This window comes from Methanobrevibacter millerae (genome assembly GCF_001477655.1).
Lineage (GTDB): Archaea > Methanobacteriota > Methanobacteria > Methanobacteriales > Methanobacteriaceae > Methanocatella > Methanocatella millerae_A.
Genome location: NZ_CP011266.1, coordinates 1868104 through 1880658, shown reverse-complemented (window position 1 = coordinate 1880658; position 12555 = coordinate 1868104). Strand labels below are relative to the sequence as shown.

The 12555-nt window shown below is 33.2% G+C and carries 19 protein-coding genes; 17 read left to right on the top strand and 2 right to left on the bottom strand.

The annotated features are described in order from the left end of the window. The first annotated feature begins 60 nt into the window (after nt 1–60). Both SM9_RS08275 and SM9_RS08270 read left to right on the top strand, forming a co-directional pair. Entirely contained in the window at nt 61–390 is a 330-nt protein-coding gene (locus tag SM9_RS08275; RefSeq protein ID WP_058739692.1) for a hypothetical protein, read from the top strand. After that, nucleotides 391–1545, top strand: a complete 1155-nt coding sequence (locus SM9_RS08270; protein ID WP_058739691.1) for a TIGR03576 family pyridoxal phosphate-dependent enzyme — start codon at nt 391–393, stop codon at nt 1543–1545. On the opposite strand, the gene SM9_RS08265 is transcribed toward SM9_RS08270, so the two are convergent. Then, entirely contained in the window at nt 1535–2452 is a 918-nt protein-coding gene (locus SM9_RS08265) for a biotin--[acetyl-CoA-carboxylase] ligase (RefSeq protein WP_058739690.1), read from the bottom strand. The genes SM9_RS08270 and SM9_RS08265 overlap by 11 nt on opposite strands. Nucleotides 2453–2467: 15 nt before the next feature. Next, nucleotides 2468–3958: an acetyl-CoA carboxylase biotin carboxylase subunit gene (locus tag SM9_RS08260; protein WP_058739689.1), complete on the bottom strand. Its 1491-nt coding sequence runs from the start codon at nt 3956–3958 to the stop codon at nt 2468–2470. 67 nt (nt 3959–4025) lie between these two features. On the opposite strand from SM9_RS08260, the gene SM9_RS08255 reads away from it, so the two are divergent. The 15 genes from SM9_RS08255 to rplX all read left to right on the top strand — a co-directional run bounded on the left by SM9_RS08255 (nt 4026) and on the right by rplX (nt 12555). Then, entirely contained in the window at nt 4026–4655 is a 630-nt protein-coding gene (locus tag SM9_RS08255; RefSeq protein WP_058740340.1) for an METTL5 family protein, read from the top strand. Nucleotides 4656–4912: 257 nt separating this feature from the next. Next, on the top strand, nt 4913–5740 hold the full coding sequence (locus SM9_RS08250; RefSeq protein ID WP_058740339.1) for a putative RNA uridine N3 methyltransferase: 828 nt from the start codon (nt 4913–4915) through the stop codon (nt 5738–5740). Between the two features lie 318 nt (nt 5741–6058). Further along, nucleotides 6059–7069: a 50S ribosomal protein L3 gene (gene rpl3p, locus SM9_RS08245; protein WP_058739688.1), complete on the top strand. Its 1011-nt coding sequence runs from the start codon at nt 6059–6061 to the stop codon at nt 7067–7069. Between the two features lie 2 nt (nt 7070–7071). After that, the gene (rpl4p, locus tag SM9_RS08240) at nt 7072–7836 is read left to right on the top strand and encodes a 50S ribosomal protein L4 (RefSeq protein ID WP_058739687.1); all 765 of its coding nucleotides are present in this window, start codon (nt 7072–7074) and stop codon (nt 7834–7836) included. Between the two features lie 25 nt (nt 7837–7861). After that, nucleotides 7862–8122 carry a 50S ribosomal protein L23 gene (locus tag SM9_RS08235; protein WP_058739686.1) on the top strand — a complete coding sequence of 87 codons (261 nt, stop codon included), beginning with the start codon at nt 7862–7864 and terminating at the stop codon, nt 8120–8122. A 12-nt stretch (nt 8123–8134) separates the two neighbouring features. Next, nucleotides 8135–8860: a 50S ribosomal protein L2 gene (locus SM9_RS08230; RefSeq protein ID WP_058739685.1), complete on the top strand. Its 726-nt coding sequence runs from the start codon at nt 8135–8137 to the stop codon at nt 8858–8860. A gap of 15 nt (nt 8861–8875) precedes the next feature. Continuing rightward, the gene (rpsS, locus tag SM9_RS08225) at nt 8876–9286 is read left to right on the top strand and encodes a 30S ribosomal protein S19 (RefSeq protein ID WP_058739684.1); all 411 of its coding nucleotides are present in this window, start codon (nt 8876–8878) and stop codon (nt 9284–9286) included. A 12-nt stretch (nt 9287–9298) separates the two neighbouring features. Beyond that, nucleotides 9299–9766, top strand: a complete 468-nt coding sequence (locus tag SM9_RS08220; RefSeq protein WP_058739683.1) for a 50S ribosomal protein L22 — start codon at nt 9299–9301, stop codon at nt 9764–9766. Next, nucleotides 9766–10527 (top strand): 30S ribosomal protein S3, encoded by a 762-nt coding sequence (locus tag SM9_RS08215; RefSeq protein ID WP_058739682.1) that lies wholly within the window; start codon nt 9766–9768, stop codon nt 10525–10527. Before SM9_RS08220 ends, SM9_RS08215 begins: the two co-directional genes overlap by 1 nt. Before the next feature lie 35 nt (nt 10528–10562). After that, a complete protein-coding gene (gene rpmC, locus SM9_RS08210) occupies nt 10563–10769 on the top strand; it encodes a 50S ribosomal protein L29 (RefSeq protein ID WP_058739681.1) in 207 nt (68 codons plus the stop codon). Next, nucleotides 10770–11108 carry a stress response translation initiation inhibitor YciH gene (gene yciH / locus SM9_RS08205; protein WP_058739680.1) on the top strand — a complete coding sequence of 113 codons (339 nt, stop codon included), beginning with the start codon at nt 10770–10772 and terminating at the stop codon, nt 11106–11108. A 79-nt stretch (nt 11109–11187) separates the two neighbouring features. Beyond that, complete coding sequence (gene rnp1 / locus SM9_RS08200) at nt 11188–11463, top strand: ribonuclease P protein component 1 (protein WP_058739679.1); 276 nt, start codon at nt 11188–11190, stop codon at nt 11461–11463. Nucleotides 11464–11474: 11 nt separating this feature from the next. Then, nucleotides 11475–11792: a 30S ribosomal protein S17 gene (locus SM9_RS08195; protein ID WP_058739678.1), complete on the top strand. Its 318-nt coding sequence runs from the start codon at nt 11475–11477 to the stop codon at nt 11790–11792. 5 nt (nt 11793–11797) lie between these two features. After that, a complete protein-coding gene (locus tag SM9_RS08190) occupies nt 11798–12196 on the top strand; it encodes a 50S ribosomal protein L14 (RefSeq protein WP_058739677.1) in 399 nt (132 codons plus the stop codon). An 8-nt stretch (nt 12197–12204) separates the two neighbouring features. After that, complete coding sequence (gene rplX, locus SM9_RS08185; protein WP_058739676.1) at nt 12205–12555, top strand: 50S ribosomal protein L24; 351 nt, start codon at nt 12205–12207, stop codon at nt 12553–12555.

Here is a 12555-nt window from a genome sequence, read left to right as displayed (position 1 = left end):
TATAATTTTAAGAATTAATTTATAACTAATTTAAATAATATTTATGAGGAGTTTTTTAAAATGTCAGAAATAAATGAACTTGCAGAAAAAAGATTGAAATCAAGAATCAGAAAAATAAAAAAATGCAATAAAAGTGAAGAAGAAAAGGAAAAATTCTTTTCTCAATTAGGTACTTCATTTGAAGTGTTTTTCCCGCCAACCAAAAAAAGTGACACTGTCAGTGACAGTTTAATGATTTGGGTTACTCCTGAAGGAAAAGTACTTGATGCAGAATATTCCTATGAAGAACCTGAAGAAGAACAATATACTTCTATTCCATTAACTGAAAAAGATTTAAAACCTTTCCTTGAAGCATTTGGCGACATGAAATTTGAATTGGATGATTCATAAATGATTGTAAACAACTCTTTGGATGAAGTTAAAAAAAGAGAAAATGCATTATCCATTATTAAGGATTGGGTCTTAAACAAATCCCGTGAATCATTATATGATTTGACTGGATTGTCCGGAGGATTTATAGCAAGCCCTTCAGAAATTAATCTTTTAGAAACTTATGTGGGTCCCGCCATTTTTGAAGAGGAACTTCAAAAGGTAGGTATTGAACATATGGGAGGAGAAAAGGTTTTGCCTTTAAACAGAACTTCCTCCGGAATACTTGCAACGATATTAACTCTTGTAGGTGAAAATACTAATGTTGTTCATTATCTGGCAGAATTGCCTGCCCATCCATCAATTCCAAGAAGTTGTAAGTTAGTCAATGCCAATTATAGTGAAACAGATAATTTTGATGAATTTTCAATACCTGAAAACACATCCCTTGTTGTCATTACAGGTTCAACGATGGATCATAAAGTCATAGATTTGGATAACTTTAAAAGAGTCATTGAAATGGCTCATGAAAAAGACATTCCTGTAATGGTTGATGATGCATCTGGAGCAAGGCTTAGAACTGTTGTATTCAATCAGCCTAAAGCATGTGATTTGGGTGCTGATATTTCGATAACAAGTACTGATAAATTGATGCCCGGTCCAAGAGGTGGATTGATGGCAGGTCGCAGTGATTTAATTGATGAGATTAAAGTTAAAGTAAATCAATTTGGTCTTGAAGCTCAGCCTCCAGCCATTCTTGCAATGTTGAATGGTATTAAAAATTTCAACGGTGAAAATTTAATCAGAAGTTTTGACAGAAAAGATGATTTTTTAACTTTATTAAATCAAAATTTTACTAATTTTAAGGCCACGCCCACGGGTGTGATGATTACTCCGGGTGATTTGGCCAGTGAACTAAAAGTGTCTCATAATTTATCTGACAATGATGTGGCTTATGTATTTTCTTTTATACTATTGAAAGAACATGGTATTATTACAATTCCGCCGGTTTCCATGCCTGGTGCATCAGCCACAATAAGATTCGATTTATCAACAAGTGATGCTTTTAATTTGGATTTGGATGATTTAAATAAAAAAATAGTATCTTCATTTAATAACTTGAAAAAGTTAGTTATTAATGAAGATAAATGTAGGGAGATTGTATTTACTTCTTAATTATACATTCTCCAGATATTACTTTTTCTAAGGTTCCATCAATTTTTTCTACAACTAGAGCACCCTCTCTTGAAATACCTAAAACATATCCGTCATAAGATTTGCTGAAAGGTTCTCTTACTTCTACGATTTTTCCTATTGAATATGAATATTTTCTCCATTCTTTAAGGATTCTTTCAAATCCTCCCTCTTCGAATAAGATACCAATTCTTTCAAATTCTTCTAGGAAGAATCTAATAATTTCATTTTCATTAACCCTATGGCCTAATTCAATGTCCAATGTGGTTGTTCCTTCCTGCAATTCTTTGGAAAGTACATTCACATCAAAATTAGCGTCAATTCCGACACCGATAATGACACTTTCAATGCTGTTGAATTTTGTTATGGCTTCTGTTAGAATTCCACAGACTTTTTTATCATTGATCATAACATCATTTGGCCATTTGATTTCTGCATTTTCTATTCCTATTCTTTCAAGAGTTTTAACAACAGCAACACCAGTAGCAAGAGTAATCATTGGGATTTTTGAGTGGTCTACATTTGGTTTAACTACAAGAGATAACCAAATACCTCCTAATGGTGATTCCCAAGATTTTCCCAGTCTGCCTTTTGCACCGCTTTGCTTTTCAGAAATGATAACAGTTCCATTATTTACATCATTTTCTGATAAGAATTTGGCTACTGTATTTGTAGACATCACTTCTTTAAAGAGGTATAACTCTTTTCCAATAGTTTTTGTGTTCAATCCATCTAAAATTTCGGTCCTGTTCAAATATTCTGTTTCCTGTTTGCCGACTTCTTTAATAATATCTGAAAAATCATTTAATTCAACTTCACGAATTTCTTCGATGGTTTTATCAGAAAATTTTTCTTCTTTTTTAAGTATGTTTATTATTTCATTTTGCATTTTAATCCCATTAAACTATTTTTTTCCAATATGGCTTTTTGCTTGGTTTTGGTAAGATCCTACTGCTGCTGAAATTGCTGCAATTTTTTTACCTGGCATGAATGTTGATTTGAGTTTATTTACAATTTCTAAATCTTCAGCTATTACATTATTCATTTCACTTTCAATACCTTTTTTGTAGGTATCTATGAAGTGTGTGTTTAAATCTCCACTTATAAAGTTTGGATTTCTTAAAATAGCTTTATGGAATGGAATTGTAGTTTTTACACCTAAAATAATGTATTCGCTCAATGCTCTTTTCATTCTGTTTATGGCATCTTCACGATTTCTTCCATAGGTAATTAATTTTGAAATCATTGAATCATAGAATGTTGGGATAGTATAATTCATATACACTCCACTGTCTAAACGCACGCCCGGACCTCCAGGAGACCTGTATCCAGTAATTTTACCAGGATTTGGTGAAAAATCATTTAATGGATCTTCTGCATTAATACGACATTCAATTGCATGTCCGGTTACTTGAATATCCTTTTGTTCATAACTTAATTCTTCACCTGCTGCAATTCTGATTTGCTCTTTGATTAAATCAGTATTGGTAACAAGTTCCGTAATTGGGTGTTCCACTTGAATACGTGTGTTCATTTCCAGGAAGTAGTAATTGCCGTTGTCATATAAAAATTCGACTGTGCCTGCACTGGTATATCCAATATACTCTGCAGCCTTTACAGCGCTTCCACCCATTTCTTCTCTTAATTCTTCAGTCATGATTGGGGACGGTGCTTCCTCAAGCAATTTTTGATGTCTTCTTTGAATGGAACATTCCCTGTCCGCTACATGAATGACATTTCCATGCTCGTCAGCTAAAAGTTGGAATTCAATGTGTCTTGGTTTTTCAAGGTATTTTTCAATAAATACTGTAGAGTCACCAAAGTTTGTAGCTGCAACAGATTGTGTAGATTCAATAGCACGTACAAGTTCTTCTTCTTCGTAAACTGCACGCATACCAATACCTCCACCACCTGCGGAAGCTTTAACAATTACTGGATATCCAATATTTCTAGCTATTTCTTTTGCCTCTTCAATATCCTGTACTCCTTCAGGAGTTCCTTCAATAACCGGTACGCCCGCTTTTTTCATTAAAGCTTTGGATGTGATTTTATCTCCCATTTCATGGATAACTTTTCCACTTGGTCCAATAAGTTTTATACCATTTTTTTCACATTCTTCCCCAAATTTAGGATTTTCCGCTAAAAATCCGTATCCTGGATGTATTGCATCAGCTCCAGATTCAAGTGCAATATTGATAATCTTTTCAATATTTAAATATGATTTGGCAGGTGAAGGATTACCTAAAGGATAACTTTCATCTGCATAATTTGTATAAAGGGAAGTTTTATCTGCATCAGAGTAAATTGCTACACTTTTCATATCAAGTTCACGACAAGCCCGCATAACTCTGATAGCTATCTCTCCTCTATTTGCGATTAATACTTTTTCAAACATTTGAAACCTCAAAGTAATTTTTATGATATTAAATATATTTACTATAAATAATAAATTTGTTGATTATATGAAAAAAATTACCCGCAAGAAACATTTGGAAATGAGAATTCAATCCATCCCCCCACACCCAAAACCGAAAGTGGAACTTGAACAGTATTCCACGCCTTCAGTTATTGCATCAGATTTGTTATGGAATGCTTTATCATTAGGGGATATTGAAAATAAGGATATTTTAGATTTGGGCTGTGGCTGCGGCATATTTTCAATAGGTTCAATGTTGCTTGGAGCAAAATCTGCAACAGGTATTGACATCGATAATGAGTCTCTGGATTTGGCCAGAAGAAGTGCTGATGATATGGGATTATATAATATAAATTATATTGAAGGTGATGTATTGGACTTAGAAGATGAGTTTAATGCAGATACAATATTTCAAAATCCTCCATTCGGATCTCAAAAAAGAGCTGACAGAGGCATTGATTTGGGTTTTGTTAAAAAAGCATGTGATATTTCGCCGGATGTTTTATATTCTTTTCACATGGCATCGACTGAAGAATTTTTAGTAAACTTTTATCAAAATTTGTCATTCAATATTACTCATGTTTTCAGATATTCTTTTCCTATTGCGAAGATATATGAATTTCACACGGATGAATCACGAAATGTTGATGTTATTGTCATAAGGGCAACATTATAATGCGTTTTTGCCATTTAAATCATTTTATTTTTTTAAAATTTCTATTTTTTTTAATTTTTGACCTAAAAAGAGATACCTTTATATAGTAGTTACTTAATATATAATAGTAATATATTCTCTGAGTATAAAAAAGTTGGTAGCATAAAAAGAGCTACAGGTATTATAATTGATATAATACTTAAAAATGTGTAAATCTATTTTAGTGAAAGGTAAATGTAGGGTAATCTTTATATACTTTATATAATATATTATATATGATGTATAAAGATGAGCTATCTATATTTATTCCAAATTCATTTCTTTCTGAGTCTAAAGATCTCAAAGTTCGTACTTATAAAGTAGGGATTTTAGGCAGAGCTTTAGCCGTGTTTCAAGCAGATAATGTGGTTATTTACAATGATGACCATATGAAGAATGAAGATGGGGAAAGTGATGGAGCCTTTATGGCTGAAGTTTTAAGATTTATGGACACACCTCAATACTTGAGGAAACAAGCTTTTCCAATAAAAAAAGAACTCAAGCATGTAGGTATACTCCCACCACTAAGAACTCCGCATCATCCTTTGAAAGGTCAACCTGACGTCGGTGATTATAGACAAGGATTCACTGTTAAAAGAAACAATAAAGGAACTTTTGTTGATATAGGTATGGATAAACTTGCATTCTGCAAAGAGCAACTTTCTGTTAAAGAAATTTTTGACTTTAAGATTGCTAAAATAGCTAAGAAAGAAGTAATAGTCACACCTGATAAACCAGATGACATTTACTGGGGATACAATGTTATTTCCTCTAATAAGAGTCTTAAAAATAGCTTAAAATTAATTAAACCTGATCTTGTAATTGAAACTACAAGATATGGAGATTATATTGATTCTATTTTTGATGAATTAAAGCATAAAGTAGATGAATCTAAAAGTATTGCTATTTTGTTTGGTGGCCCTTATTCTTCAATTCAAGAAGATGTTTCAAATCCTAATTGGGATTTAGTTAAATTAAATACGATTCCGGGTCAGGGTACTGAAACTGTTAGAACTGAAGAGGCAGTTGTCGCTACGCTTTCTTTATTTAACTTTATGAAATATTAATTCACTTTGTTTATTAGTTTTTACACTGCTAATAGATTATTTGCTCAACTTTTTATACATTGATATTTTTGGGACTCGCCAAAAATAACTTAGCGCAGAATTATTTATACATTAAATAAATTCTTTATTGTGCTTCAAATAAATTTTAGCTCATATAGAATATATTAAAATAATATTTATCTAGTTGTAAATTTCTTGCAGCTATTTATTATTTCGACAAGATTATTTTCGAGTAATTTTGTCAAAATAGCTTTTTAAGCTATTGAATATTTGAATATAATTAAAATAAAGGAAAATATATATTAAGGAGGTTAATGAATGGTAAGACATCACCAGCCAAGAAAAGGGTCTGTTGCTTATAGTCCAAGGAAAAGAGCAGCAAAAGAAACCCCTAGAGTTAAAGCTTGGCCGCAAAATGATGAACCAAAATTACTAGGCCTCGCAGGGTATAAAGTCGGTATGACTCATGCTTTAGTCACTGATACCGATAAAAACTCTCCAACTAATGGTATGGAAGTATTTACTCCAGTTACTGTTTTGGAAGTCCCTCCTGTCGTAGTAATGGGAATTAGAGCATACGAAAAAACTTCTCGTGGATTGAAAGTAATCACCGAAGTACTTGCAGATAATTTGGATGAAGAACTCTCTAGGAAAATTTCACTTCCTAAAGAATACAATAAATCTGAAGCTATTGCAAAAATACAAGGTGTTTTAGATCGCACAGAAGATATCAAAGTCTTAGTACACACCAATCCTAAAGTAACTAGCGTACCTAAGAAAAAACCAGACATATTTGAATGTGGTATTGGAGGCGCAAACGCTGAAGAAAAATTAAATACTGCTTTAGAATTATTAGGTAATGAAGTAAAAGCTAGTGACATATTAAATGAAGGTCAATTTGTTGATGCAATTGCAACTACAAAAGGAAAAGGATTCCAAGGTGTAGTTAAAAGATGGAATATTAGAATTCAATATGGTAAAGCTACTAGAAGTGGTAAAGGAAGACACGTTGGTTCAATTGGTCCTTGGACTCCAAGAAGAACTATGTGGACTGTAGCACAAGCAGGTCAAATGGGATACCATAAAAGAACTGAATTCAATAAAAAAGTTTTAAAAATTGCATCTGCTGATGAAGTTGATCAAATCAACCCTGATGGTGGATTTATTAAATACGGCCTTGTTAAAAATGATTACGTTTTAATTAAAGGTTCTGTTCCAGGACCATCTAAAAGGTTAGTTATTTTAAGACAAGCAATTAGGCCTACTAAGAAATCTGAGGATATACCTCAAATTAATTACATCAGTACAAAATCTAAACAAGGGGTATAATCATGAAGGCTAATGTTTATTCTATTAATGGGGAAGTAAAAGAAGAAATTGAACTTCCAGCTATTTTTGATGAAGTTTACAGACCAGATTTAATTAAAAGAGCTGTTTTATCAGCACAATCCGCTAGAGTTCAACCATGGGGTAATGACCCAATGGCAGGTAAAAGAACTTCAGCAAAAGGATGGGGTTCTGGTAGAGGTACTGCTAGAGTTCCTAGGATTAAAAATGGTTCAAGAGCAGCTTTTGTACCAATGGCTATTGGTGGTAGACAAGCTCACCCAACAAGAGCTGAGAAAAATCATCACGAAAAAATCAACATAAAAGAAAGAAGATTTGCTATTAGATCAGCTATCGCAGCAACCACTAATAAAGAACTTGTTGAAAAAAGAGGACACAAAGTCGAAGATTTAGAACAAGTTCCTATTATTGTTGAAGATGAAATTTCTTCTGTTAAAACTACTAAACAAACTCGTGAAATCTTCCAAAGTTTAGGAGTTTATGATGATATTGTTCGTGCAAAAGAAGGAAAAAGAATAAGAGCAGGTAGAGGTAAAACAAGAGGAAGAAAATACAAAAAAGTAAAAGGACCTCTTTTAGTTGTCGGTGAAGACGATGGTATCAGCTTAGGTGCAAGAAACCATGCTGGTGTAGATGTTGTAGTTGTTGATAACTTGAACGCTGAATTATTAGCACCAGGTACTCACCCAGGAAGACTTACTATTTACACCAAATCTGCTGTAGAAAAGTTAGGAGGTTTATTCCAATAATTTTGGATAAATTAAGGTGATTATTATGGATTCATACTCAATTATTATTAAACCTCATGTTACTGAAAAAACCATGAATTTAATCGACTTAAATAATGAAATTACTTTTGTCGTACGTCGTACCGCTAACAAAGGCCAAATCAAAAGAGCTTTTGAAGAGTTATACGAAGAAAAAGTAGCTAGAGTTAATACTCATATCACTACTAAAGGTGAAAAAGTAGCATACATTAAACTTGTAGAAGAAGAAATGGCAGAAGAACTTGCTGTCAGAATAGGAGTATTCTAAGGAGGAATTTGAATGGGAAAACGATTAATACATCAAAGAAGAGGTAAAGGAACTCCTACTCATCGTGTTGCTTCTCATCGGTTTAAAGATAAAATTAGATACAGATCTTTCGATGCATTAGAAAAAGAAGGAAGTATTAAAGGTAAAGTCATTGATATTGTACATGACCCAGCAAGAACAGCTCCTATTGCAGAAGTAAAATTCGAAAACGGAGAAAAGAAATATATATTAGCACCTGAAAGCATTCAAGTTGATGATGAAATTGAATGTGGTATTTCTGCACCTATTAAATTTGGTAACACATTACCACTCGCTGAAATTCCTGAAGGTACTCCAATTTATGATATCGAAAATACTCCTGGAGACGGTGGTCGTTTCGTAAGATCTTCTGGAACTTATGCTTCTTTAATTACTCACGATGCAAATCAAACTGTTGTTGAATTACCATCTGGTGAATTAAAATATTTAAACCCTAATTGTCGTGCAAGTATTGGTGTCGTTGCTGGTGGAGGTAGAAAAGATAAACCTTATCTCAAAGCCGGTAAAAGATGGCATGCTCTTAAAGCTAAAGGTAAGAAATGTATGACTGTTAGAGGAGTAGCAATGAACGCAGTAGATCACCCTCACGGGGGAGGTAACAGACAACATCCTGGTCGTCCTACTACTATTTCAAGACATGCACCACCAGGAAGAAAAGTTGGTTCAATTGCAGCTAGAAGAACTGGATTAAAAAGATAGATAGAGGGTGTTTCATTGGCAAGAAAAGTATTTAAATATAAAGGTTATACTCTTGAAGAATTACAAGAAATGTCTTTAGAGGAAGTAATGAAATTATATCCTGCAAGACAAAGAAGATCTTTAAAGAGAGGATTCTTACCAAGACAACAAAAAGTTTTGGATAAAATGAGAAAATTGAATAAAGAAGGAACTAAAGATGGTCGTCCTGTTGTTGTAAGGACCCATTGTAGAGATATGATTGTTATACCTGAAATGGTTGGAACCACTTTCGGTATTTATGATGGTCACAACTTTGTTGAAGTAAAAATTACTCCAGAAATGTTAGGTCATTACTTTGGTGAATATGCACCAACCAGACAAAGAGTTCAACACGGGGACCCTGGTATGGGAGCTACAAGATCATCTATGTTTGTACCACTTAAATAAGGAGATTAGATCATGGCTAATAATAAATATGCTTATAATAAAGAAGTTGATGAAGCAAAAACTGCACGTGCTATGGCAAAATCTCTCAAGATTTCCCCAAAACACTGTGTTGAAATTTGTAATGCAATTAGAGGAATGGAAGTAGCTAAAGCTAAAACTTATTTAGAAGATGTTATTGAAATGAAAAAATCTGTTCCTTTCAAAAGACACAATAGAGGTGTTGGACACAGAAAAGGTCAAGAAGGATGGGCTAGTGGTAGATACCCTGTAAAAGCAGCTGAACAAGTATTAAAAGTTTTAGAAAATGCTGAAGCTAATGCTGAATACAAAGGTATGGACACTGAAAAATTATTCATTGAACATATCTCAAGTCACAGAGGTATTGTAATTAGAGGTTACATCCCTAGAGCATTCGGTAGAATGACTCCTTTCAATACACCTACAACTCACATTCAAATAGTTTTACAGGAGGCTAACTAATGATAGAAAAAGATTTTGTCACAGAGGGCCTTAGAAGAACCAGGATTGATGAATACTTAGAAAAAGAACTTGAAAGAGCAGGATACGGAGGTATGGATGTTCAAATTACACCTTTAGGTACTATGGTTGTTGTTTACGCTGAAAGACCTGGTATGGTTATTGGTAGAGGTGGAAAAAATGTTAGGTCCATTACCAATACTCTTAAAAACGAATTTGGATTAGACAATCCTCAAATTGAAGTTAAAGAAGTTGCTGTTCCTGAACTTAACCCTAAAATCATGGCTTATAAAATAGCTAACATGTTACAAAGAGGTATGCACTTCAGAAGAGTTGCTTACTCCACTATTCGTAGAATTATGGGAGCTGGAGCTCAAGGTGTAGAAGTTACTATTTCTGGTAAAATCAGAGGTTCAAGATCTGCTGTTGCTAAATTCGTTGAAGGATACATTAAAAAATGTGGTGAACCTTCAATCAGATTAGTTGAAGAAGGTTTTGCAACTGTTCAATTAAAACCTGGTGTATTAGGTATTTATGTAAGAATTATGCCTCCAGAAACTGTATTACCTGATTCCGTTGAAATTCTTCCTCCAAAAATGATCATTGAAGAAGATGGTGAAGAAGTTATTGAAGAAGAAATCGATGTTGAAACTGAAGAAGTCATCGAAGAGGAAGAAATCGTCGAAGAAATCGAAGATTTAGAGGAATTAGAAGAAGTTGTCGAAGAAGAAGCTACTGAAGAAGTAGAAAATGATGATAGTTAAATACTAAATTTAATTATCTTAAAAGAGTTGGAACAATGGCGATTTTAAGAAGTAAAGAAATTTGGGACATGGAAGTTGATGAGATTCAAGAAAAATTAGTTGAACTCAGAACTGAATTATCCAAAAATGTTTCTAAAAGTGCAGCTGCCGGGGTTAATGAAAATCCTGGAAAAATTAGAGAATTAAAAAGAACAATTGCTCGTGTTCTTACAATATTGAATGAAAAACAGAAGGAGAATTAAATGTCAAAAATCTGTGATGTATGTGGGCTTCCTGAAGAACTTTGTGTCTGTGAAGAAATTGCACGTGAAGTTCAGGCTGTAAAAGTTTTTACAGTTAGAAGAAGATTCGGAAAACTCATGACTATTATCGAAGGTATCGATGAACATGATATTGATATCAAAGAGCTTACTAAAACTCTTAAAGCAAAATGTGCTTGTGGTGGAACCGCTAAGAATAGCCAAATAGAGCTTCAAGGTGATCATAAAGTTAAGGTTAAAGAAGTTTTATCTGAAATGGGTTTCTCATCTGATACAATAGAAATTCGTGAATCAAAGAAAAATAATAAAAAAAGAAGATAATCCTTCGATATATTCAATAAAATTTTATAATTTTTCTGCATGATTTATTATAAATGTTTTAGTTAAGAGATTTGGGAATATGATTACTTCAAAAAATTTAGTTCATCACGAGTTCATTGGATTGGCTGTTGATGTGAAAAGTAAAAGCAATAAATCTCTTAATTTATATGGAATTATTATTGATGAGACAAAAAATACATTTAAAATTGAATCTGAGGGTCAGGAAAAAATAATTCCCAAAAAAGGTTCAATTTTCACTTTCGAAATTCCATCTGGGGAAAAAGTTGAAGTGAATGGTGATATTTTGTCGATTCGTCCTGAAGATAGAATAAAAAAAAGGTTTAAAAAAATTTAAATGGTGATAATATGGTTGGGCTTAATGTTCAAGAACCAGAAACTACATGTGATGATCCTAACTGCCCTTTCCACGGAACTTTACCTGTAAGAGGTCAAGTTCTTGAAGGTGTTGTTGTAAGTAACAAAGCTGAAAGGACCATTAGTGTTGAACGTAGTTACTATAAATTCATTAGAAAATATGAAAGATATGAAAAAAGGAAATCTAAAATCAATGTTCACAAACCAGATTGCTTAGATGTGAATGTTGGTGATTCTGTAAAAGTTGCAGAATGCAGACCATTAAGTAAAACTAAACATTTTGTTTTAGTTGAGGTTAAAGGAGAGTAAATAATATGAAACCATTAACATCTAGTGTATCTAAAGCATTACCAATTGGAGCAAGACTCCAATGTGTTGATAACACTGGTGCACGTGAAATCGAAATTATTTCCGTTAAAGGATTTAAAGGTGTAAGAAGGAGATTAGACGTTGCTGGTGTTGGAGATTTAGTTGTTGCTTCTGTTAAAAAAGGAACTGCTGACATGAGGAGAGAAATTGTTAACGCAGTAGTTATTAGGCAAAAAAAGGAATATAGGCGTGCTGATGGTCTTCGTGTTAAATTTGAAGATAATGCGGCTGTTATTATTACTCCTGAAGGAATATTAAAAGGGTCTGAAATTAGAGGACCTGTTGCTAAAGAAGCAGCTGACAGATGGCCTAGTGTAGGTAGTGCAGCAAATATTTTAGTATAGGTGAAAAAATGTCAAAACAACCAAGAAAACAAAGAAAAGCTCTTTATAATGCTCCTGCTCACGCACGTGGTAAACACTTAAGTGCTACTTTAAGTAAAGATTTAAGGGCAGATTTAGGTAAAAGATCTTTACCATTAAGATCAGGAGATAAAGTTAGAGTTCTCCGTGGAGATTTCAAAGGACATGAAGGAGAAGTTCTTTCAGTTGATTATACTTCTTACAAAGTTACTATTGAAGAAGTTACTTTATCAAAACCAGATGGAACTGCAGTTTTCCTTCCAGTTGATCCATCTAACTTAATGATTATTGATGCTGATACAAAAGACGATAGAAGAATTAAAAATAGAGGAGATAATTAA